Genomic DNA, 21,437 nt, shown 5'->3' with positions numbered 1-21,437 from the left:
AGGGTTTTCTTTTAGCTGAGGGGTTTAGCTTGCCTATCGGTGCTTCTCTTCTCAAGAAGACGGCTGTGGAAGCCGACACGTTCGTGCAGAGGCTTGACGGTAGGGTCAAGTTCCTCTACTTCATTTGGGCTTCGGTTCTCGTCTACGTGTTCTACGACCCGGTGCTCAACCTCGTGCTCCTAGCTGCAACACTTCTGCTCGCGGCTCACGCGAAGGCGGCGAAGCCCATCCTCATCACGCTCCTCGTGATAATCGCCCCCTGGATCCTGTTCGCGGTGCCCATTCTCTCCCTTCCGCTCGGCTTCCCGTGGAACAAGACTGTCATAGGCTACATCGAGCTCTTCGGGAGAAAGTACCCCGTCTACCTCGAGGGGTTTGGGTGGGGGCTCACCTGGCCTCTCCGCATAGCTGTAGCTATCGCTTCAGCGCTCCTCTTCTTCCTCACGACGAACCAGGCGAAGCTCGCCGCGACTCTCTTCAAGCTGAAGTTTCCATTCAAGGTGATATACGCGGTTATCGCGACGCTGCAGTTTATCCCACTCCTCGCCGCGGAGGCAGAGACGATAATCCAGGCTCAAACCGCGAGAGGGTTGAGGACCGAGGCGAGCGTGCTTCAGAGGATTAGAAACTACCTCGCCGTGATCATCCCCCTAACCCTCAGCTCGCTGAACAAAGTGCAGGTGAGGGCGATAGCTCTCGAGTCCCGAGGCTTCAGCGCCCCCGTGAGGAAGACTCTCATCTACGAAGCCAGGCTCTCGGCCGCAGACTACCTCTTCCTCGGCGGGATGCTGCTCGCTACGCTTCTGCTCGCTTGGGTTTACGTGAACATCGGGTACTCGCCGATCTCTAAGCTGCCTTGGGTGTGGGCGGGGTGAGCGGGGTTGGAGCCGGTAATCAGGGTTGAGAACCTCACGTACGCGTACCCGACGAGCAGGGACTTCGTCCTCAGGAACGTTTCCTTCGAGGTCCACAGGGGAGAAGTGCTCGCCGTCATCGGGCCTAACGGCGCGGGTAAGTCGACGCTGCTCAAAGCGCTGAACGGGCTAGTCCCCCACTTCTACGGAGGGAAGTACGGCGGGAGGGTTGTGGTCGCGGGCTACGAGGTGCTGAAGACTCCTATCTCAGTGCTATCGACGAAGGTGGGGTTCGTGTTCCAGGACCCTGAGGACCAGATGTCTGGTCTAGCTCTCACAGTGTGGGAGGAAGTGGCCTTCGGGCTGATGATGCTGGGCTTCCCCAGGGAGGAGATCCCGAAGCGGGTGGAGGAAGCTCTAAGCTACGTCGGCTTGAAGGGGCTGGAGGCCAGGTCGCCTTTCGAGCTTTCGGGAGGGCAGATGCAGCGGCTCGCCATCGCGACGGTGCTGGCGCTGAAGCCTGAGATCCTAGTCCTCGACGAGCCTACAGCTCAGCTCGACCCCCTGGGGAAGTTCGAGGTGCTCAGCGTTGTTAAGAGGCTGGCCGATGAGGGGGCTACGATCGTCATCGCAGAGCACGAGATCGAGGAGATAGCTTACTTCGCCGACAAGATCCTCCTCCTCGACAGGGGGCAGGTGGTTGCTTACGGCCCAGCCCGCGAGGTTCTGGCCAGCGTGGAAGAGCTTAAGAGCAGGGGGGTTGACCCGCCCTCCGTCACCGAGCTAGCGTACCTGCTGAGCAGAGATCTAGGCGTCAAGGTCCCTGCGCCGATCACGCTGGAGGAAGGAGTGGAAAGTTTCTCGAAACTGCTGGGTGGTGCAGGTGGAGCGTGAGGTAATTAGGGTTGAAGACCTCTGGTTCAGGTACCCGGGCTCCGACTCGTGGGCGCTCCGGGGAGTGAACCTCAGGGTAAGTCAAGGGGAGGTAATCGCTTTCATCGGGCAGAACGGTGGTGGCAAGACGACTCTAGCGAAGAACCTTAACGGGCTCCTGAAGCCGACGCGGGGGAGAGTTCTCGTGGAGGGCCTCGACACGAGGACGACTCCTACGCACGAGCTCGTGAAGAGGGTTGGCTACGTTTTCCAGAACCCGACGCACCAGATCTTCGAGAGCAGTGTGTGGCGGGAAGTTGCGTACGGACCCCGGAACCTGGGGCTGCCCCCCGACGAGGTGGAGAGAAGGGTTAGGTGGGCTTTAAGCGAGGTAGGCCTCTCGGGCTACGAGGACCACAACCCCTACGACCTAGACTACGGGAAGATGAAGCTCCTCACCATCGCGTCCGTGCTGGCGATGAAGCCTAACGTGCTTGTACTCGACGAGCCAACGACGGGGCAGGACCACGCGGGGCGGCGGACGCTGGCGAGCTTGGTGAGAAAGCTCCACGGCGAGGGATTCACGATCATAATAATCACGCACGATATGAAGTTCGTCTCCGAGAACGCGGGTAGAACGGTTCTCATCGCGAACGGTCAAGTGGTTCTCGACGGCCCCACGCGCTCTGTCTTGCAGGCAGTGGAGGTGCTGAAGGAGAACGCGATAAAGCCGCCGCAGATCGTGCAGCTCTCGCTCGAGCTCCAGAGGAGAGGCTTCAAGCTCGACGCGCTGACTCTGCAGGAGGCTGTGGAGCAGGTAAAGAAGATTCTTCGAGGCTAGCCTCCCGGCCCTCTGTTTCTCTCACCGCTGCGTCAGCAGGCTTAGCATGTAGGATAGAGCTTCCCGAGCTTTGACGTCAGCTGCTACTTCAATGACCGGGTGCGGCACGTACGGGTGAGCCTCCGGAACGTTTCCAAGCGAGGCAAGCCACTCCCGCCTTTCGGGGACGGTCTGCCCCCGCGTTACACCCTCGCACAGCGAGACTACCACCGGGTACCTCCTGAACGTGAAGAGGTCGGGCTTAAGCAGGGCGAGCAGGGCGAGGGGGTCGTGGGGGGACATTCTACCGCCGAAGAGCTTCAGCGTCTTCTCGATAACTCGCGCGGCCACCTGGGCGGTCCTCGAGCTGCTGCTCCTGAGGAGCTCCCACTCCCGCGTGGTGAGCGCAACGTCAGGGTGGGTCGTGACGTCTAGGCCGACCGCCTTCAGCTTCCCGCTGAAGGCCTCGTACACGATCTTAGCCGCCTCGGGGTCGTTGTAGATGTTGAACTCCGAGACCGGCGTAACGTTCCCGCTGGAAAAGTCCGTGAGCCCGAACCACCCTCCCATGCTAACCACCTCCTTTACTTTGCCGGCGATGTCGGGCTCCGAGGCTACCGCCAGGGCGATGTTCGTTAGAGGACCTAGGCACAGGATGGACACCTCCCCCCGGGAGGACGACTCGAGGACTTCTATCAGGAAGCGTACTCCCCCCGTCCTCGGCTCGGAGGAGGGCGGTGGGAAGCCAGCATCCCCCAGCCCATCCGACCCGTGCACCCACTCAGCAGTCTGCAGGCTTCTCACGAGTGGTTTCACAGCCCCCCTGTAAACCCTGCTGTAGAGGTGGCGCGGAGCCCCGACAGCATCAAAGAGCCTGATAACGTTTCTCGCTCCGACGTCCGAGGGGACGTTGCCGGGCTCCGAGACAACTCCCAGGAGCTCGACCTCAGGGTGGTTGAGCGCTGCGAGAATAGCGAGCGCGTCGTCGACACCGGGGTCTGTGTCGATGATGATCCGCTTCACGCAAGTTCTCCGCGCTCAGCGAATAAAAAGGTATAGTGAGCGCGGCAAGGTTAAAAGCCTCTTCCCGCATGGTAGCGCGTGGAGAGGCCGCAGGTAACAGTTGTAGGTAGCATTCACGTGGATTTCTTCATCAGGGTGCCGAGGCTGCCGCGGCCCGGGGAGACGGTGAAGGGGCACGGTTTTCTCGTGAAGCCGGGCGGCAAGGGTGCAAACCAGGCTGTGGGCTGCGGTAGGCTGGGTGCGAGGACGTACATGGTGGGGAAGATCGGGCGCGAGTTCAGAGAGCTGCTCCTCGACAACTTCAGAGCTAACGGTGTCGGCACCGATTACATCTACCTGGATGATGAGGTGAGCACTGGTGTAGCTTTCATCCTCTTGAGCGACGATGGGGAAAACATGATAGCGTTCGACCCTGGAGCGGACTACAAACTGAGGCCGGAGGACGTCAGGAGGGCTGAGGACGCGGTAAGCGGCAGCAAGGTGCTGCTAACTCAGCTGGAGATACCGCTCGAGACTGTTGACGAGTCGCTCAAGCTGGCTAAGAAGCACGGAGTTCTCACGATTCTCAACCCGGCGCCCGCCGCCCCGCTCCCAGCCTCCCTGCTCGGCAGAGTCGACGTTCTGACGCCCAACAGGGTTGAAGCTTCGATGCTGACGGGCATCGAGGTCAGCGACCTCGCGACCGCTACCGCCGCCGTGAAGAAGCTGCTCGAAGCAGGCGTAGGCAGCGTCGTAGTGACCATGGGTGCGGAAGGCGCTCTCGTCGCGACGCGGGAGGCTGTGTACAAGGTTCCCGCAGTGAAGGTCAAGCCCGTGGATACCACAGGCGCTGGAGACGCTTTCAACGCGGGGCTCGCGTACGGGCTAGCTAAAGGGCTGCCGCTGCTGGAGGCTGCGAGGCTGGGCAACGTTTCAGCTGCTCTCAAAGTGCTTAGGGTTGGGGCGCAGGAGGGGCTTCCGAGGCTGAGCGAGCTGGAGGAGGCTGCATCTCGCTTCTACCAGCAGACTCAGCCCGAGAGAGTAGCTTGAAGCAGCTCAGCGGGCTCGCGGCTAGGGCTGGACCACGATCTCGTAGCGGAGTATCTCCCACCTCAGGAGCATGGTGGGCGAGCGGAAAACCTCGCTACCTAGCTCTATCGAGGCGAGGTAGAGCTCCTCGGCGTAGTTCGGGTACCACCGGCCCGGCCGAAGCTCGCTCAGCGTGCTGAGCGAGTAATCGATGAAGAGGTTGAGGTTAAGGGACACCGCTCCGCCCGCGAGAGCTTGCCGCGGGAGGAAAGCGACATAGTCCCAGCCCTCTCCCTCTCGAGGCGCGACCCAGACCTCCCACTCCAGCTCCCGCGCGCTCCCGTTGACAAAAACCGGGATCTTGACGACCTTAGCCAAGTAGCCGAGCGGGGTCGAATTCCTCCAGCTGAGCCAGACCATCACTTCGAGGTCTCCCGGCCTCACACCGGCGGCTGGCTTCCTCACGATCCAGAGGTCGTAAGCGACGTTGAACCTCTCCGAGGGCTCGAGAACCCGGTACTCGACCGAGAGCGTGATCGTCGGGAGCTCACGCAGCCGAAGCGGTAGAGGCAGGGGCTCGACCCCGCCCTGCAGGTCAGCGCTCTGGTTCCAGGGCTTCAGCCCGTACGCGACCGAAGGGTACGCTAGAACCTCAATAGGGCTCCCCCACCTTGGAGACCTGAAGTCCACCTCGATCCTCAGCGGGCCTCCCGGCTCGCAGAGCACGCGAGCATGACCTTCAAGCCCCTCGCTTCCGGCGAGCCCGGCCCCCCAGACGTTGGGATCCACCCAAGCCACCCCTAAGGGCTTTCTCGCGAAACGGGTGCTAGCGTTGGCAACAGCCTCGACTCCGCTGGCGCAGGGGACTATCTGGAGGAGCCCTTCTCGCTTCTCGGGTGGGGAGAGGGAGAGGAGCATGATCCCCGCTGCGAGCAGTAGCAGCGCTGTCACGGCCAGCATTGAGGCGGCGAGACGAATACTTCTCCAAACCTCCCCCACGCCGGAGCACCTCTGTTCACTTTCGGAGTACTCTCGGACCCCGTGGAGCGGATTAAAATTCGAGTGTTTCACACATCGCGCTGTCCACCGCGTACCCTCGAGTCTCCGAAGCCCTTCTCCGCCCCTCCGAGCAGAAACCGTCGAGAAGCTCTCTCACAGCCTGCTTGCCTAGGGAGTCTTTCCTGACGACTAGGTCGTACCGCTCGAAGCCGATGGGTGTGAAGCCGAGCCCGTACCTCTCGGCAGCGTACCTTATAGCTACGCCGACGTCCGCTACCCCTCTCGCGACGAGGTAGGCGACAGCTTCGTGCGTTTTCACCTCCCACGTGTACCCCTGCAGCCGCTCTCTGAGCTCCTCGAACCCCACGCCGAGCCTCCCCGCTTCAGCTTTCAGCAGGTGGTCGATGAGGGCTCGCGTACCGCTGCCCGCGTTCCTGTTAACGAACTTCAAGCCTTTCTCGATAACCTCAGAGAAGCTGGAGACCGAGTCCTCCCTGTAGACGAAGCCCTGCTCCCTGAGGTAACCCCTGACGAGGACAACTCCCTCGAGCCCCAGCGACTTCAAGAAGGGAGTATTGTACTCGCCCGTCTCCGGGTCGAGGAGGTGTGTCCCAGCGACGTCCGCCACACCGGACTTCACCGCTTGGAGGCCGGCTAAGCTGCCGGTGCTCACGAGCCTCACCCTATCTCTGCTGCGGAGACCCGCCACTACCTCCTGGAGGAGAGGGTCGTGGCTGCCGATCACGTTAGCCTCGAAAGGCCTCCAGAAGGGGCTCACAAGCACGCGCGCCCGGCTCCCTGAGGGGAGGCTCTCGTCGCTCTCGGGAATAACTAGGTAGCCGTCGACCAGGTGCAGCGCTGAGACACGGCCGCTGTGACCCGCCAGCGGGAACGCCGTGTAGATGCCTCCGCGCTCCACTATGACGCAGGGCACGAAAACCCTCGAGCCAGGATCCCCCCGCATGGGCACGGGGACTACCGCCTCGACGTACCTGCTCTCGTGAGCACGTGCTCCTTGAAGCTTCGCAATCAGAGGTGCGAGGTAGAGGTTGATCGAGAGCAAGCAGGAGAGGGGGAAGCCGGGAAGCCCCAGGACCAGTTTCCTGCCGTGCACAGCGACCGCGAGGGGGCGGCCCGGGCGCTGCTTCACGCCGTGGATGATGAGGCCCGGGTCGAGGCTGGACAGCACCCTGTACACGAGGTCCTCCTCGCCGGCCGATGTCCCGCCGATGGTGACCACGATATCGTTCTCCCCGAGAGCCCTGTGGATCGCTTCCTCGACCTCCTCCAGGACGTCGGGGGCACGGGGATAGATTCGCGCGTCGGCCCCAAGCATCTTCGCGACACCGTAGACCAGGTACGAGTTCGAGTCGTACACCTGGCCGTACTCCAGCCCCTCCCCCGGCTCCCGCAGCTCGTTGCCCGTGGGGACGACCCCGACCCTCACCGGCCTGAAGACGTGGACTCTGCTGACCCCCACCGCCGCCAGCAGAGCTGCAAGGCTTGGCGTTACGATATCCCCTCTCCAGGCAAGCACTTCACCCTCAGCGATGTCCGACCCAGCTGGGTCGACGTTCTCGCCTTTCGCCACAGACCTGTAGATCTCAACTACGCCCGGGCGCGCGTGTGTGTACTCCACCGGGACAACGGCGTCAGCAGGGTAGGGTAGCACGGCTCCAGTGGACACGCCGGCGCACTCACCTCTCCCGATCCGGAGCAGGACCGTCTCCCCCGTCTTGACAGTACCCACGAGCTTCAGCTCTTTAGGCCTGTCCTCGTAGGCGCCGGCGACGTCCTCGCTGATCACCGCGTAGCCGTCGACGAGCGAGCGAGTGTAGGGAGGGTAGTTGGTAGGAGCGTAAACGTTCCTGCTTAGCACGCGGCCCACAGCTTCCTGCAGGCTCGCCTCCACCTCTCCGAGCGGCTCCAGCGGCACATACTTCTCGATCGTGGGGAGCACGTCGTCAACCGCGACGAGTTTCCGGTAGATCTTACGCTCAGCCATGCCGCTTCGCCACCTCTCCGTAGAGCTGCACCTCCACGGCTTCCCCTTCGTCGAATCCCTCCACGTCCTCCGGGACGATGACAAACCCGTTTCCGCGGAGCAAGCTCGCGAGCGAGCCCGAGCCGCCGACCATTAGGGGCTCAGCGTAGAGTATGCCGCCCTCCTCGTAGACCCTGACTCGAGCGAAGCCCACCACGCCCGTCTTCACGGTTAGCCTCTTAGTTAGCCGAGCGCGTACGCGCGGGTACTCCGGGAGCCTGAGCCCCAGCTCCCTGAGGAAGGGCTTGAGGACGATCTCGAGCGTGGACATCGCTGCCACGGGTAGCCCGCTCAGCGCCAGGATGGGCCTGCCCTTCAGGATCGCGAGGCAAGCAGTCTTCCCGGGCTGGACGGCGAAGCCGTGAGCCAGGAACTCGGGGTGCAGCGACTCGAGCGCTTTCACAGTGACGTCGTGGCCCCCCATCGACGTGCCGCCCACCAGCAGCGTGAGGTAGGCTTCCCCTCTCGAGATCCAGCGCTTCACCTCCTCCTCGTCGTCGCCAGCCACCGAGATCTCCTCCACGCGGATCCCGTGGTGCTGCAGCCACGCCGCGATCACGTAGTGGGTGAAAGGCCTGAAGTAGGTTCCCCTCACGATCTCGTCGCCAACGTTCAGGAGCCTAGCGCGCAGGTCGTAGACGAGGATATCCCGCCTGCCTTCGAGAATCAGCGCGCCGAGCGCGGCTGGCGTCACCCTCGACCCCTTCTCAGCGATCACTAAGCCTTCATCGTACTCCTCACCCGGCAGCGAAACATTCTCGAACTTCGCAACTCTTCTAAAAACGAGCAGTTTGCCCTCTCTCTCCTCAGCGTCCTCGACGGGTAGGACAGCGTCCGCCCCCTCGGGGAGTGGCGCGCCCGTCTCGACCATGAGAGCCTCCCCAGGGCTCAGCCTCTCCCGCTGCTCGCTCCCAGGCCTCACCACGCCCGGCTTCAGCTTCAGGGCGACGGGAGAGGAGGGGCCCGCAGCCTCCGCGTCTTCAGCTCTGAGAGCGTAGCCGTCAACCACGCTTTTCGGCCACGGGGGCAGCTTGAACGAACTGACCACGAGCTCGGCTGAGTAGCGGCCCAGCGCCTCCTGCACCGGTACGCGCACTGTAGGCGGTAACGCTGCGTAGGAGCGCGCCTGCTGGAGAACTTCAGATACTCTGTGGAGCTTCCGCAAAACTACCACCTTATCCTGAAGTCCTTGAACTCTCCCTTGTACTCCTCCCAAACCACCTGCACGTCTTCTACCCTGGCGAGGGGCGGTCCCCGCCTCGCCCACTCGATAACCTTCAGCACTTTATCTTCCTCGCCTTCGAGCACTGCCTCGACGCGCCCGTCGGGGAGGTTGCGGACCCAGCCTTTCACGCCGTACTGCTGAGCGACTTCGCGCATTGAAGCTCTAAAGAAGACTCCCTGAACGTAGCCGGAAACGTACACGTGCGCGCGTACCAGCTTTGCCACGCCTTTAAGAGGAAAACGCGCGGTAAAATGCTTTCCCGCTCAGAGCTACACCAGGTGCGCTGGAGCCCAGGAGATCTCAGCAGTAAGGGTGCGCGCTCCTAAAGCTCTCAGCACGCTCTCGACCTCGCCGGCGGAGCTGCTGTCCGCTACTGCGAAAACTGTGTCGCCGACCTGCGCTTGGGAGAAGCCCACCACGTCGAGCTTCGCTAGAGCCTCGAACGCTCGCAGAACGTTAGGTGTAGCGAGCCCCGCTTTCAGGGTGAAGCTCCTCGAAACCTCGAGAAACTTCTCCAGCGTTGGCTCCCGCACGAGCTCCTGCAGCGCGCTCCTCCCCAGCTCGTTGACCAGCGAGAGGCCATCGCTCCGGAGCACCTTGCTCTTCACGATCGGCCCGAAGAACCCCACGACGACCTTGAGCGCCGGGTCGAAGAGGATGCGGTTAACCTCGTCGAAGCCCGGTGCTCCAGGCTTCTCGACTATCACCGCGCCGCCCACCACCAAGCCGGAAACCGTCCCCAAACCCGTCCCGCACTTGATCTCCGCTATGTGGGCAGCCTGCGCGACCTCCCGGTACGTGAGCTTCAGCTTGAGCACTTTAGCCGAGGCTAGTGCGACAGCGAGAGCGCTAGCACCGCTCGTCCCGAGCCCTCCTCCCACTGGAGCTTGAGCTTCCTGCTCTACCAGCAGTCCGGCTTCCTCGGAGGCTTTGCTCAGCAGTAGCTCAGCAACACTCCTCGCTACAAAGTAATCCCCCTGCACGCCGTTAAGCAGCGTTACGATACCAGGCTCCTCGCGGAGGCAGACTCGCGCTCTGACTCCAGCGGACAGGGCGAGACCTGCGCCCCTCGCTCCCGTCCTGAGCAGGTCGCCGGGCACTACGTGAGCCTCGAATAGCCCGGAGAGACCGGCGGGGCTCCAGGCTTCAGCGCAGCGTTTGCTCACGGAAAGCTCACCTAGAGGGTGGGGAAAACCGCTTAAAAATCGATAGTTAACCAGGTTAGCCCCACGCGAGCTTCGCGTGCCGCAGCGCTCTGACAATGGGGGGAGTGAGCACCGCGATGAAGGGAACTTCAGTGAAGTACGTCCAGACGAACCAGGCGGCCGCGGCCGTGAGCGGTAGTGAGCTCTCACCCGTAGGCAGCGTAAAGAACTGGCTGAACGCCCACACCCCTGCGCCGATCACCGCCGACCCTACTAGCAGCCCGGTGGAGCCGGCCAGAACGACGCTCCTGTCATCTCCTCTGAAAACCGCGGCGAAAGCTAGCGTTACAGCCCCAGCTAGCGAGCCTGCCACCAGCAGGTCTGTCGGCACGACACCCCAAGCGTGCAGGATGGCTAGCACAGCGAGGGACAGCACCAGCTCGCCGACGAGAAGCGGGACAGACCCCCTCCTCAACCTTCGGTAAACTTCGCCGACGGTGTAGAAGCCGAGGAAGTTCGCCGGAACCCCGACGGTGAGGCTCAGAAGAGCGTTGCCGTGGATGAGCATGTCGCTGATAAAGATCCCCACCGCTGCTCCAAGCCCTCCCACAAGCGGCGAGAAAGCCACCGCGAAGACTGCAGGGATGAAGACTGAAGGCCAGAAGCGCACAACGCCGAAAACAGGAGTGAAGATGCCCAGGTAGCTAAGCCAGCCTACGAGCGCGTAGAGCACTGCGCAAATAGCGCTGAGAGCCACTTCGAGGGACTTTAACCTCCTCTTCACGGGGGAGAGTAGGGGACGTCGAGAAAATTCTCTTCGTTTAGAGAGCTAAACTACTCTACCTTCTCAACCCCAGCAGGGACAGCACGGTGGGTAGGAGCTGGTAGCCGTGCTCGATCACACCCAAGGAACCGCCGGCACAAGCTCTCTCGGTGAATTCCTTCACGCCGTCCGGCTCCAGCTTCTCGTGTGCAAGCACGACGGGCACCGGGTCGCCGCTGTGCGCCTTCCTCGTGTAAGGCGTCGCGTGGTCGGCCGTGACGAGGATCGCAGCGTCGCTCGGCAGCTCTCTCGCAAGCTTCGAGACGTAGTGCTGGTCGATGAGCTCGATCGCCTTGACCTTCGCTTTAAGGTCCCCGTCGTGGCCCGGCTCGTCCGGACCTTTGAGGTGCACGTACACGGCGTCAACCCTGTCGAGGAGCTTCAATGTGGCTTCGAGCCTGACCGCGTAGTCGGCAGCCTTATCCTCTGTAGGCGGCGGGACGCTGGCAATCTCCATCCCCAGCACTTTGGAGATCCCGACCTCGACAGGCATCTCGGCAACTGCGCCGAACCTAAGGCCGAACTTGGCGCTGATGCTCTGCAGCCTGGGCAGCCTCCCCCCGGCGTCTCTCAGCAGTATAGCGTTAGCCGGGAGCTTGCCTTCGGCAGCCCTCCTGAGATTGACAGGGTGGTTCTTCAGGATGCTGATCGACAGCTCAGTGAACATGTCGACGAGCTCCGCTGTGCGAAGCGCCTCGGGAGACTTATCGAGAGGCCTTGCCCTGGCGATGAAGGGCTCGAAGGAGGACCTCGCCTCGGAGACGTACCCCCTCTTCTCGTAAGCTGGATCAGTGTTGTCGACCGCGTCGGAGAGGGGGAAGCTCCTGCTCCCGATGACAACTACAGCCCTGTGCCCAACCGTCGCAATCACGCGAGCGTAAGCATCGTACACGTTGAGCTGGAGGTTGTCCAGCGCCCTGGCGAGCTCTCTCGCCTCCTCGCTGGAGAGGTTCCTGCCGCACCTTCTGTCGACGATTCTCCGCGTATCCGGATCCACCGTCGCGAAGTTGGCGCGGAAAGCGACCTCGTAGCCCTCCCGGAGCGAGAGCCCGGCGCCGACAGCCTCCAGAGGACCCCTGCCGGTGTACTCCTCGTGGGGGTTGTAGCCGAGAATCGACATGACAGCCGCATCGCTTTCGGGAGCTACTCCGCGCTCAATCGCGTACATGAGGCCGCAGCGGGCCCGCCTTGCAATCGCGTCGAGCGCGGGCTTCTTCGCAACCTCTAGAGAGGTGGGGCCGTCCTCCGGCCTATCCGCCACTCCGTCCAATACCAGGTAAACTAGCTTCATCTCGCAGGCCCAGCACACTGAGGAGCGGGCACTTATTGTACTTACGGTTATACACTCAATTAGTCTAAAAGAGCCCGGCCGGCACACTAGGCATGCTCGTAGCGCTCAATGTAGTTGAGCCAGCCTCCAAGAACCTCCGGGGTCACGTCCTCGGAGGCACCGTTCTTCACGATGACCACTCTCGCTACCTCCACCCTCTCCCCCTTCACCAGCCCAGTGATGACGATCTCAGCTACTCCCCCTATAGCTCCCTCGAGGTCCATCGAGGAGAACCTGATGGTCACCACCCCCTCCCTCTCGGTGGCCTCGTAGAGGCCGACGCTCCTCAGGAAGGAGTAGAGCTTGGCTCTCGAAACGCTCACGATAGCTTAATGCGCACGACGTATATTAACCTCTCCCGAGTAGAGAGGGCATGCTGCCGAGGATCAAGGCGGATAAGGTTGAGCGGCTGCTCACCGCTGGTCTACGCAGGTACGTGCTCGAAGAGGCCGGGAAGAGGGGTGGCGTCGTCGGCGTAAGCGGTGGTGTAGACAGCGCAGTTGCGGCAGTTCTCACTGCTCGAGCCCTCGGAGCCGAGAACACCCTGCTGCTCGTACTCCCGTCGGCTGCCACCCCTAGAGAGGATATCGAGGACGCGATGCGCGTAGCTGAAGTAGCCGGCGTGCCAGAGCGGAACATCGAGGTAATCGACATCGAGCCCCTGCTCAGGAGCTTCGACGAAAGGCTGGGCAGCATGACTCCCGTCGAGAGGGGGAACGTCGCCGCGAGGATCCGTATGATCATCCTCCACCAGCGGGGGTACAGGCGAGGCTACCTCGTCGTAGGCAGCGGCGACAAGAGCGAGCTGCTGATAGGCTACTTCACGAAGTACGGTGACGGAGGGGTGGATGTGATGCCTCTGGGGAGCCTCTACAAGACCTGGGTCCGGCAGCTCGCCCTGCACTTAGGCATCCCTGAGCGCATTGCGCTCAAGCCGAGCAGCCCTAGGCTGTGGCCCGGGCAGACCGCGGAAGGGGAGCTGGGGCTGAGCTACGAGGTTATCGACGAGGTGCTGTACCTAGTCTTCGACAGGGGCTTGGAGCCGAGCGAGGCGGCGCGAGAAGCCGGAGTCAGCGAGGAGGTTGTCGAGCGGGTTATGGAGATGCATAGGAGGAGCGAGCACAAGAGGAGGCCTCCGCCCGTGCTGCCGCTGCCCCTGCCGGACGTCCTCGACTTCTAGCGTGCTCCGTTAGCCGCAACTACCACGGAGTCGACGCTCCTGGTCAGGCTTCTCACTACAGTGAGTAGGAGGGGGGTCAGCGCGACTCTCAAAGCGAGAGATGCTGCGAAGGGGGCCCGGGGCCCTACTGCGCTGTAGAGCCAGCCTCCGAGCAGCGCGCCGATAGACCAGGCTGCGGCGGGCGGAAGGCCAAGTATGGCGTAAACCCTCCCCCTGCTCCTCTCCGGCACCAGGTCGGCGCGGAGCGCCGAGTAGGCGAGCCCGTAGAAGGGGCCGCCGACCGAGCCCACGAGGCTGCTGGCGAGTAGGAGCGCGAGGGTTGCGCTGCTCCTCGGAGGAGTGAGGACGAAGATTAGGAGCGAGAGCGTCCCTAGGTGAAGACCCAGCTGCAGCGCGTAGCCGCGCCCCTTCTTGTCCACCACGTAGCCTGCAGGGATGTTTGCCGCGAGCCCTGCTAGCCCGCCGGCAGCCGAGAGGAGGCCGACGTAGGCCGCATCTAGGCCGAGATGGTAGAAAGTGTAGTAGGTTGAGAGGACCGTTAACCCTCCCGTGAAGTTCAACGCGAGGTCCACCGAAAGGATGCCTTTCACCTCTCTCCTCGTCTCGCGCAGGGCTTCAACGTACGCACGAACTATAGACTCCTTGGTTCCCGCCTCGCTCAGCGTCTCCTCGAGCCAAGCGTACCTGGCGGCCGCGATCGCGAATCCCGTTATCGCTGATACTGCGAAAGCGATTCTCACGCCGTCCATCAACCCGAAGGTGCTGACGAGCGCAGCTCCCGCCGCCGGTGCTACCGACGTTAGCGCTCCTGAGAGAAAGTTCAGCAGAGCGTAAGTGCGGCCCCTCAGCAGCATGCTGACCGAGTCGGCTTGAATGCTCTCAAGCGCTGGCTGGTAGTAGAGAGCGAAGCCGTTAGCGATAAAGGCGGCAGCGTAGACAGCCCAGTTAGCCACGGCAGCCATAACTACGTATGTTAGCGCTACGAGAACTGTTCCCTGCCAGATCAGCTTCTTCCTACCTTGCTTGTCCGCGTAGTAGCCTCCCACGAGCCTAGCGATAGCGTTAGCCACGTTGTGCGCCGACTGAACCGCGGAAATCTTCTCGGGATTCGCTCCCAGCTCGCTCAGGTACAGCTGAGTGTAGGGTCCCGCCATCGCCTGGGTGGGGGACCACACCAGCCAGCCGAGCGCTAGAACCTTGATGTTCCTCGGCAGCCTCTTGTAGCTGTCCGCGAGCTTTCTCAGGGTCACGGACTCGCGCAGCACCCGGGAAACTTAAATTCATTGATCCTAAAGAACGGTTATAACCAGCCGCTGAGCGTATGTAGCGTGAAGCCTGTGAAAGTAGCGCTAGCGCTGGGCGCTCTGCTGGCGGCCGCTGCTCTAGCCGTGGTCTTCGTGACGACGCTGGGGCGGGATCCCGCATCGTGCGCGCTCGAGAGGCTCGCTTCCGCTAGGGGGTGGAGGTTTGAGGAGATCATCGACTTCGGCGACGTGAAAGTTCTCGTTGTCGGAAACGTGAGCCTAGCTACGCAGGAGCTACTCACAAGCATCACAGCTTGGAGGGCTGCGGCTGCCGAAAACCGCATCGTGTACTCTAACGCAACGCACTCCATGGTTCTCGTCGAGGGAGGCTGGGTTTCGCGCCGCGGGGGCTGGCGCCTAGAGGACACTGTTCTCTACAGGCTTCTCCTTCTCGCCAGGGACTCGCCCGAGAGGAGTGCGCACGCTCTGGGAGATACTAGAGTCGTCGAGTTCAGAGGCCCCTGCAGGAGCCTCTGCTTGAGCTTGTTCTCCGAGCTTAGAAGCCTCGCCCAGTCCTCTGCTCCAGAACCTGAAAGCTACTCTGGTCGATTTATCGCGAGCGGGTGCACCCCCCTGGAGCTCACCCTAGACTTCGAGAGCAACGGGAGTATCGCGAAGCTGAACTACAAGGTCACTAGCTTCGATGTACCGGTGAGCGTTAAACCCTAACAGTAGTTTTTTAGAGTAGCGCAGTCAACACGGCGCGATGACACTGGTAAGAGACCTTTCACAGCTATTCAAGATCAAGCAGACGCTTCTGCTGCTCTTGACGGGGGTTTTCGCGTACGTTGCAGGCAGCCACGGGAGAATCGACTTCACCACGCTGCTTTTAACCTCGCTCTCAATTTTCCTATCGGTTTCGGGGACTACCGGCTTTAACATGGTTCTCGACGCGGACATTGACGCGGCGATGTTCCGGACGCGCGGTAGACCCCTCCCAGCGGGCAGAATGACGAAGCGGGAGGCAACAGCTGCGAGCGCTTCCGCTCTGGCCGCGGGGCTGCTGCTCGCCTATGCCGTGAACCCTTTCGTGCTGGTAGCCGGGCTCATGGGGTTTTTGATCGACATTCTAGCCTACACTGTTCTGCTGAAGCGTAGTAGCCCGTGGAGCGTCGTGGTAGGGGGCTTCGCGGGAGGAATGCCGGCGCTAGGTGGGTGGGCCGCAGCTACGGGAGGCTTCGGCACCGGGGGGTTGCTGCTGATGCTGCTGGTAGCTTTATGGAGCTGCGCGCACATATGGTCCCTCGCGACCTACTACTCCGAGGATTACAGGAGAGCGGGTGTCCCCATGCTGCCGGTGGTCTACGGCGACAAAGCCGGCGTCGTGGGCTCGCTTGCCGCCGTCCTCGCAATTGCTATAGTAACGCTTCTGCTTGTGCCCGCAGGCCTCCTCGGACCTGGGGGGGCTGTCGTTTCGCTCGCAATACTCTCCTTGAGCGCTGGGCTGCTGGCGAAGGCTTTGAAGACAGGCGAGTTCAAAGTACACGCTTACAAGGCGTTCAAGGTGGTTAACATGTACATGGCTGTCGTGTTCCTGTGCGTAGCTGTCAACAGCGTTTTAATGTTTTAAAAATAGGGGATTAGGGTTTAGAAAGCCACCGGGAAGATTTTCCCGAGAAGAATACCCGCGATGTAGAGTAAGCCGAACGTCTGTGTAAGCTGCGCCGTTATGGGGTCCGCGTTCTCGGGTATCCTCTTCCTGAACTCCTTGATGATTCTTAGCGCGCTGGGTAGGGTTAGAAGCACGAGAAGAGTGTAGAGGGGCACCAAGCCTGCCAGCGCGAGAGCCAGGACCGCCACGTAGCCGAGAAGTATCTCAGCCGTGTAGAAGGCTAGACCCCGCTCTCTACCTAAGCGCACTGCGAGCGTTATAGCTCCCCGGCTTCTATCGAACTCGATATCCCTAAGGTTGTTCGCGGTGAGCACAGCTGCCACGAGAGCCCCCACAGGGGCCCCTGCGAGAGCTGGCGCCGCGTCGAGCACTCCAGTGAGCACGTAGAACGTGCCTACCCACATGAACACGCCCCAGCTCAGGAACACGCCCAGCTCGCCGAGAGACCTGTACTTTAAGCCCGGAGGGCCGGAGTACGTGAATAGCAGCACTACGCCCACGAGAGCAAGCAGGAGAACCACGTAGGCTCTCAGCAGAGTTAGAGCTAGAGCGATGCTGAGCCCGCCAGCGAGCAGGGCGAGGCCGAAGTTCCTCACCTCGCTGAGAGAAGCGAAGCCCGTGATAACGGGGTGGGGTCTGTAAACCGTAGTGGGTGCGCCGGGGACGTCGACACCCCTCTTTGTATCGTAGTAATCGTTGAGGACGTTCGCGGCAGCGTGAAGCAGCAGCACGCCCACGAGCGTCGCGAGATAGAGGAGCACGTCGAAAACACCGGTTGTGGTGTAGGCGTAAGCGGCGGCTCCAGTCACCGAGACGAACGTCATCGTAAAGGACCATGGCCTGGTCGCGATGAACCAGCCCTTTGCCCTGCCCATACGCGCAAGCAACTGGGAGGTACTCCTTAAAAGCTTTCGGCGAAGAAAACCAGGGCGGCTGCGGCTTCCGCTCTTCCCCTGTTCTTACTTTTTGGTAATACAGTAATAAATTAATAAGCAGTCCCTCGTAAAGTGTAGCGTATGCACATACCCGATGGTTTCCTCGACCCAGTGACCAGTGCTGCGACGTACGCTCTGTTTCTCGGCTACGGCCTGCTCGCTGTACGAAAAGCGAGGATCGAGAAGGGGGAGAGCAGGCACCTGGTCCCGGTTCTCGCAGCGGGCATCTTCGCAGCGCAGATGATCAACTGGCCTTTGCCTGGAGGCACGTCTCTTCACTTCGTTGGAGGGGCCCTGGCCGGCATCTTGCTGGGACCTTGGCTAGGCTTCCTCGCGATGGCTCTCGTCCTGCTGGTCCAGACGCTCGTCTTCCACGACGGGGGGATCACTGCTCTAGGCGCGAATATGCTCAACATGGCTATTATCGCGGTGCTGGCGGGCTACCTGGTGTACAGGGCTTTTCCAGCGCGCTTGAAAGCGCTGGGGGCTTTCGCTGCTGGATGGCTTAGCGTAACGCTGGCAGGTCTAGCTTGCGGAGTTGAGCTCGGGCTGTCCAGCCAGTTCCTCTACGGCCTAGGGGTCGCTGTCCCCGTCATGGCTGGGTGGCACGCCGCGCTGGGAATCATTGAGGGAGCGATAACAGCTGCTGTTTACTCGTACCTCAGGCAGCGCGCGCCGGCCCTGCTGAGGGGGTGAGAAGCATGCTCGGGGAGATCTACCGGAAGTACAAGAGAGCGCTCCTGGTGGCTCTAGCTCTAGTTGTTGTCAGCCCCCTCTTCGGCATCTACTTAGCCGAGCTTACCGGCTACCACGAGCCGCTGGACATAGCTGCCGAGATACTGGGGTTGAGCGAAGTGACGGAAGAAGTCAACTGGACTCCCTTCCTGGACTACACGGTGCCAGGCTTGCCGAGCTGGCTCGGGTACATCGTCTCGGGGCTGATCGGTGTAGCCCTAGTTCTCGCCCTAGGCTACCTAATCGTCAAGTAGCGAGCGGAGCGCAACCATGACACCTTTCTCTCCCTCTTTCTCCTCCATCGCAGCCGCCTACCTGAAAACACTCAGCAGAATCTTCGACAAGCTGTGCGAAACCGCAGCACCTCCCGCGCACCCCTCCGCGGTGCTGGCGGCAGGCCTGGTTTTAAGCGTGGAAGCTTCATTTTCGCGGGGGTTCGGAGTACCGGTTGCCGCCGCTGCTCTGGGAGGCGCTCTCGCCGCGGCTTCGGGTAAGCTTAGGAGCTGGCTCTCAACAACGCTTCTCGTCGCTGCTTTCTCGGCTGTTGTCGCCGCTCCAGCTGCCGTGTCCGGTAGCTGCGTGCCCGCTGCTCTCCTCGTCGCGCGCGCAGCAGGAGGGGCGGGAGCGTTCACCGGGGCTTTCGCAGCTCTAGGTTGGTTCTGGGCGCTCGAGGGGCTGCGGCGGCTGAAACTGGGTAACTTTGTCGCTTGGGAGCTTTGGCTGACGCTCAGGATGATCCCCCTGCAGGCAAGGGACATTGCGCGAATGCTGGCTGCCAGGGAGGCGCGCCTAGTGGCCAAGGGAGGGGTGCCCGCGAGGCTCGTAGCTGCGAGCACGGTGGGGGATATTCTGGTTCTGAGCTACCGGAGGGCGAGGGTGCTCTCGATGGCTATTGAGGCTAGGACTCTCGCGCGAAGCTCCGCGGGAACCGCGGCGAGCTTAGGTGAAAAGCGGGGTGCTGCAGCGCTCGCCGCCTACACTCTTTTATGCACGCTCCTTTTCTTCGCTGGCGCGTGAGATATGCTCGAGTGCAGAGACCTGTGGGTAGCCTACCCTGGCTTCGGCACCGTTCTGCGCGGGGTGACCGTGAGAGTTGAGCTCGGCAAGGTAACTGCGCTTCTGGGGCCTAACGGCTCCGGGAAGACTACGCTGCTCCTAGCCCTCGCGGGACTGCTGGAGCCTGAGAGGGGAGTAGTGCTCTTCAAGGGGGAGGAGCTGAGGAAGCAGCTGCCCGAGGCGCGCCGCCACCTAGGGCTTCTCTTCCAGGATCCCGACGACCAGCTCTTCAACCCCACGGTGCGGGACGAGCTTCTGTTCGCGCTGAACCAGCTCGGCTTGGCGGAGCGGGAGAAGAGCGAGAGAGTTGAGCGCGTGGCGAAGCTCCTGCACATAGCGCACCTTCTCGAGAGGCCGGTTTTCGCCCTGAGCATGGGTGAGAAGAAGAGAGTTGCTCTGGCATCGGTTCTGGTGTACGAGCCCGAAGTGCTCCTCCTAGACGAGCCGACAGCCAACCTCGACCCGCAATCGTCGGAGCTCTTCCTCTCGCTACTCTGCAAGGCTAAAGCTGAGGGGAAAGGGGTCCTCGTGGCAACTCAAGATGTTAAGCTCGCCGAGGAGGTAGCGGACGAGGCGGTGGTCCTCAGCTCGGGGTCGGTGGTCTGGTCGGGATGCTCGCCGCCGCCCCAGGAAGTGCTTGAGATAGCGGGGCTGCGCTTCTCGCCCGTTTCCTGCAAAGAAAGGTAGAAAACGGCTCTCCGTTAGTGTCGGAGGCTGCTGTAGACGACACACGCCGCAGCCGGGAGAAAGAGAGGGCTTAACGCTGCCTGGCTTATCGCTGGGGGAGGATCCACCCTGCGATAATCACTTGAGGGGCAACGGCTACTATCAGCGACTTCCAGCCCTCCCTGAAGAGCTGCTGCTCGAGCTCTTTCCCTGAGGTGGTTGACGCCGCGACAGAGATCTTTGCTGGCGACACCATGCCGCCTAAGCCGCCCCCCACATTCTGCAGGGCAAGTAGAGCGTAGGTGTTGACTTGCACAGCTTCGGCGTAGCTCTTCTGCAGGGCTGAGAAGATCAAGTTGCTCGTGGTCGCGCTCCCTGTAGCGTATGCTCCGAGAGCTCCTACGACGGGGACGAAAAGTGCGTAGAGCGTCCCCGTGCTCTGAGCGAGCAGGATGGCTAGGCTCTTCATGTAGCCGCCGCGCTTGACGATCTCCGCCACGATCGCGAACAAGACTACAGCCACGACTGAGCGGAAGGTCATGGCGACCGTCCTCCTCGGAGCCTCCCTAGCCAGCTTGCGCTCGATGAGCTGCGAGAGCAGGGCTGCAGCGAGAATCACGACGAAGGTGTACTGCAGTCCGCCGAAGCCGGCGAGATTCGCTAGGAGAAGCATAGCCACTAGCAGCAGGTAGTACTTGAGCACGCTCAGCGCTTCTGCCACTTTATGCGCTCCACTAGCCAGCAGTAAGCCTGCAGCCACCCCCAGGAAGCCCATGACAGCTGCCGAGTAAATCCTCGTGAAGGGTGCGAGCAGGACGAGTGAAAGAGAGAGAAGCAGCGCGGGGACCAGCTCCTTGTAGCTGCAGCTGATGTACCCGCGGCCAACGCGAAACACTATCGCAGCTAAGGAAAACGAGGCAAAAACTGCGGTGAGCTCAGCCAGCGCGCCGACATCCACTTCAGCTAGCCCCGCGAGCACAGCGGTCGGGACGCCTACGCTAGCGAAGGGGACCGCCCACGTGTGCCCCACGAGAGCGCTCGCGGTTGCGCTGAGCGGGGGAAGCCCAGTGCTGAGGAGCAGGGGTGCTGCGACAGCTGGAGAAACGCCGTAACCTGAGAAGCTCTCGACAAAGCCTGAGAAGAAAACCGCTAGGTACAGTGCCGACCCTGCCGCGCTACCCATGCTCGCTTTCAGCTTGTCCTCCGTGCCGAGCTCCCTCTGCACGTTGTAGAAGTATATCGCGGAAAGGATGATGGAGGATATCTGGAGCCCCGTCGTCAGGCCGCTGCGCAAAGCATCCACGACTCCGGCTAAACCCCTGCTCGAAGTGAAAGCTAGAAGCGCGTAGGTGAGCGTGACTACCGATGCTTGAGCAGCATCCCGCTTCAGGACAGCGATCACGAGCACAGGCAGCAGCAGTACCGCTACCCCGTGAAGCGCTGAAGCATTCACAGAAGCAGCTACGTAGACAGCATGGTAAATTAGCGTTACCTTAGGTGCTTCTGCGAAATAAATAAGAGAGAATGAGAGTACATAGCGGAAAGCATGTGCGTAATCTCGAGAAGCCTTGTTTGCGCCTCCTCTAAGACTTACGTGCTTAAGATAAGAGAGGATTGCGTGGACAAGGTGGCCGAGTTCCTGAAGACTAAAGGTAGAGTCACCGCCGAGTACGGCCCCCTGCTCAAAGGCGTCTACAAGGACGCTATAGTCACGCTGGTGAAGCCGGACAAGCTTCAAGTGATTCTACAGTTCGCGAAAATATCGATCGAAGAGCTGGAGAGCGAGCTACGCGGGCTGGGATGAT

The 21,437-nt window shown here is 61.7% G+C and carries 24 protein-coding genes; 12 read left to right on the top strand and 12 right to left on the bottom strand.

Features of this window, described 5'->3' with window-relative positions; translation table 11 throughout:
* The first annotated feature begins 29 nt into the window (after positions 1-29).
* Genes QXU72_07525 through QXU72_07515 form a run of 3 tightly spaced genes read left to right on the top strand, consistent with a single transcriptional unit; the run spans position 30 to position 2,568 of the window.
* A complete protein-coding gene (locus tag QXU72_07525) occupies positions 30-875 on the top strand; it encodes an energy-coupling factor transporter transmembrane component T (GenBank protein MEM0495089.1) in 846 nt (281 codons plus the stop codon).
* Positions 876-881: 6 nt separating this feature from the next.
* Complete coding sequence (locus QXU72_07520) at positions 882-1,748, top strand: ABC transporter ATP-binding protein (GenBank protein ID MEM0495088.1); 867 nt, start codon at positions 882-884, stop codon at positions 1,746-1,748.
* A complete protein-coding gene (locus QXU72_07515) occupies positions 1,738-2,568 on the top strand; it encodes an ABC transporter ATP-binding protein (protein ID MEM0495087.1) in 831 nt (276 codons plus the stop codon). Before QXU72_07520 ends, QXU72_07515 begins: the two co-directional genes overlap by 11 nt.
* A gap of 21 nt (positions 2,569-2,589) precedes the next feature.
* Here the strand turns inward: QXU72_07515 and QXU72_07510 are convergent, their stop codons facing one another.
* Positions 2,590-3,570: a nucleoside hydrolase gene (locus QXU72_07510; GenBank protein ID MEM0495086.1), complete on the bottom strand. Its 981-nt coding sequence runs from the start codon at positions 3,568-3,570 to the stop codon at positions 2,590-2,592.
* Positions 3,571-3,648: 78 nt separating this feature from the next.
* Between QXU72_07510 and rbsK the strand changes: the two genes are divergently transcribed.
* Positions 3,649-4,599: a ribokinase gene (gene rbsK, locus QXU72_07505; protein MEM0495085.1), complete on the top strand. Its 951-nt coding sequence runs from the start codon at positions 3,649-3,651 to the stop codon at positions 4,597-4,599.
* 21 nt (positions 4,600-4,620) lie between these two features.
* Here the strand turns inward: rbsK and QXU72_07500 are convergent, their stop codons facing one another.
* The 8 genes from QXU72_07500 to QXU72_07465 form a co-directional block, all read right to left on the bottom strand.
* Positions 4,621-5,577 carry a hypothetical protein gene (locus QXU72_07500; GenBank protein ID MEM0495084.1) on the bottom strand — a complete coding sequence of 319 codons (957 nt, stop codon included), beginning with the start codon at positions 5,575-5,577 and terminating at the stop codon, positions 4,621-4,623.
* Positions 5,578-5,629: 52 nt separating this feature from the next.
* Positions 5,630-7,582 carry a molybdopterin biosynthesis protein gene (locus QXU72_07495; GenBank protein MEM0495083.1) on the bottom strand — a complete coding sequence of 651 codons (1,953 nt, stop codon included), beginning with the start codon at positions 7,580-7,582 and terminating at the stop codon, positions 5,630-5,632.
* Positions 7,575-8,786 (bottom strand): molybdopterin molybdotransferase MoeA, encoded by a 1,212-nt coding sequence (locus tag QXU72_07490; GenBank protein ID MEM0495082.1) that lies wholly within the window; start codon positions 8,784-8,786, stop codon positions 7,575-7,577. The genes QXU72_07495 and QXU72_07490 overlap by 8 nt, the downstream gene beginning before the upstream one ends.
* 2 nt (positions 8,787-8,788) lie before the next feature.
* On the bottom strand, positions 8,789-9,070 hold the full coding sequence (locus QXU72_07485) for an acylphosphatase (GenBank protein ID MEM0495081.1): 282 nt from the start codon (positions 9,068-9,070) through the stop codon (positions 8,789-8,791).
* A gap of 45 nt (positions 9,071-9,115) precedes the next feature.
* Positions 9,116-10,012 carry a hypothetical protein gene (locus tag QXU72_07480; GenBank protein ID MEM0495080.1) on the bottom strand — a complete coding sequence of 299 codons (897 nt, stop codon included), beginning with the start codon at positions 10,010-10,012 and terminating at the stop codon, positions 9,116-9,118.
* Positions 10,013-10,067: 55 nt separating this feature from the next.
* Positions 10,068-10,775, bottom strand: coding sequence for a hypothetical protein (locus tag QXU72_07475; protein ID MEM0495079.1), 708 nt, complete (start codon positions 10,773-10,775; stop codon positions 10,068-10,070).
* 55 nt (positions 10,776-10,830) lie between these two features.
* Positions 10,831-12,105, bottom strand: a complete 1,275-nt coding sequence (gene apgM, locus QXU72_07470; GenBank protein ID MEM0495078.1) for a 2,3-bisphosphoglycerate-independent phosphoglycerate mutase — start codon at positions 12,103-12,105, stop codon at positions 10,831-10,833.
* Positions 12,106-12,191: 86 nt separating this feature from the next.
* Positions 12,192-12,467 (bottom strand): hypothetical protein, encoded by a 276-nt coding sequence (locus QXU72_07465; GenBank protein ID MEM0495077.1) that lies wholly within the window; start codon positions 12,465-12,467, stop codon positions 12,192-12,194.
* Positions 12,468-12,517: 50 nt separating this feature from the next.
* On the opposite strand from QXU72_07465, the gene QXU72_07460 reads away from it, so the two are divergent.
* Positions 12,518-13,324, top strand: coding sequence for an NAD+ synthase (locus tag QXU72_07460; protein MEM0495076.1), 807 nt, complete (start codon positions 12,518-12,520; stop codon positions 13,322-13,324).
* On the opposite strand, the gene QXU72_07455 is transcribed toward QXU72_07460, so the two are convergent.
* On the bottom strand, positions 13,321-14,574 hold the full coding sequence (locus QXU72_07455) for an MFS transporter (GenBank protein ID MEM0495075.1): 1,254 nt from the start codon (positions 14,572-14,574) through the stop codon (positions 13,321-13,323). The two genes, QXU72_07460 and QXU72_07455, sit on opposite strands and share 4 nt — an antisense overlap.
* 78 nt (positions 14,575-14,652) lie before the next feature.
* Here QXU72_07455 and QXU72_07450 point away from each other — a divergent pair, with 78 nt between their 5' ends.
* Both QXU72_07450 and cyoE read left to right on the top strand, forming a co-directional pair.
* Entirely contained in the window at positions 14,653-15,297 is a 645-nt protein-coding gene (locus tag QXU72_07450; GenBank protein MEM0495074.1) for a hypothetical protein, read from the top strand.
* A gap of 37 nt (positions 15,298-15,334) precedes the next feature.
* Entirely contained in the window at positions 15,335-16,198 is an 864-nt protein-coding gene (gene cyoE, locus QXU72_07445) for a heme o synthase (protein MEM0495073.1), read from the top strand.
* A 17-nt stretch (positions 16,199-16,215) separates the two neighbouring features.
* On the opposite strand, the gene QXU72_07440 is transcribed toward cyoE, so the two are convergent.
* Positions 16,216-17,115: a UbiA family prenyltransferase gene (locus QXU72_07440; GenBank protein MEM0495072.1), complete on the bottom strand. Its 900-nt coding sequence runs from the start codon at positions 17,113-17,115 to the stop codon at positions 16,216-16,218.
* Positions 17,116-17,256: 141 nt separating this feature from the next.
* On the opposite strand from QXU72_07440, the gene QXU72_07435 reads away from it, so the two are divergent.
* From QXU72_07435 to QXU72_07420, 4 genes are read left to right on the top strand one after another with little or no spacing between them, the layout of a single operon-like run.
* On the top strand, positions 17,257-17,871 hold the full coding sequence (locus QXU72_07435) for an energy-coupling factor ABC transporter permease (protein ID MEM0495071.1): 615 nt from the start codon (positions 17,257-17,259) through the stop codon (positions 17,869-17,871).
* Between the two features lie 5 nt (positions 17,872-17,876).
* Positions 17,877-18,164 (top strand): PDGLE domain-containing protein, encoded by a 288-nt coding sequence (locus QXU72_07430; GenBank protein ID MEM0495070.1) that lies wholly within the window; start codon positions 17,877-17,879, stop codon positions 18,162-18,164.
* Positions 18,165-18,180: 16 nt separating this feature from the next.
* Complete coding sequence (locus tag QXU72_07425) at positions 18,181-18,927, top strand: hypothetical protein (protein MEM0495069.1); 747 nt, start codon at positions 18,181-18,183, stop codon at positions 18,925-18,927.
* Between the two features lie 3 nt (positions 18,928-18,930).
* The gene (locus tag QXU72_07420) at positions 18,931-19,653 is read left to right on the top strand and encodes an ABC transporter ATP-binding protein (GenBank protein ID MEM0495068.1); all 723 of its coding nucleotides are present in this window, start codon (positions 18,931-18,933) and stop codon (positions 19,651-19,653) included.
* A gap of 85 nt (positions 19,654-19,738) precedes the next feature.
* On the opposite strand, the gene QXU72_07415 is transcribed toward QXU72_07420, so the two are convergent.
* A complete protein-coding gene (locus QXU72_07415) occupies positions 19,739-21,085 on the bottom strand; it encodes an L-lactate permease (protein MEM0495067.1) in 1,347 nt (448 codons plus the stop codon).
* A 93-nt stretch (positions 21,086-21,178) separates the two neighbouring features.
* Between QXU72_07415 and QXU72_07410 the strand changes: the two genes are divergently transcribed.
* Positions 21,179-21,436 (top strand): hypothetical protein, encoded by a 258-nt coding sequence (locus QXU72_07410; GenBank protein ID MEM0495066.1) that lies wholly within the window; start codon positions 21,179-21,181, stop codon positions 21,434-21,436.
* Position 21,437 lies beyond the last annotated feature (1 nt).

Source organism: Thermofilum sp. (genome assembly GCA_038741495.1).
Classification (GTDB): Archaea; Thermoproteota; Thermoprotei; order Thermofilales; family Thermofilaceae; genus Thermofilum.
This window is presented reverse-complemented; position numbering and strand designations above follow the sequence as displayed.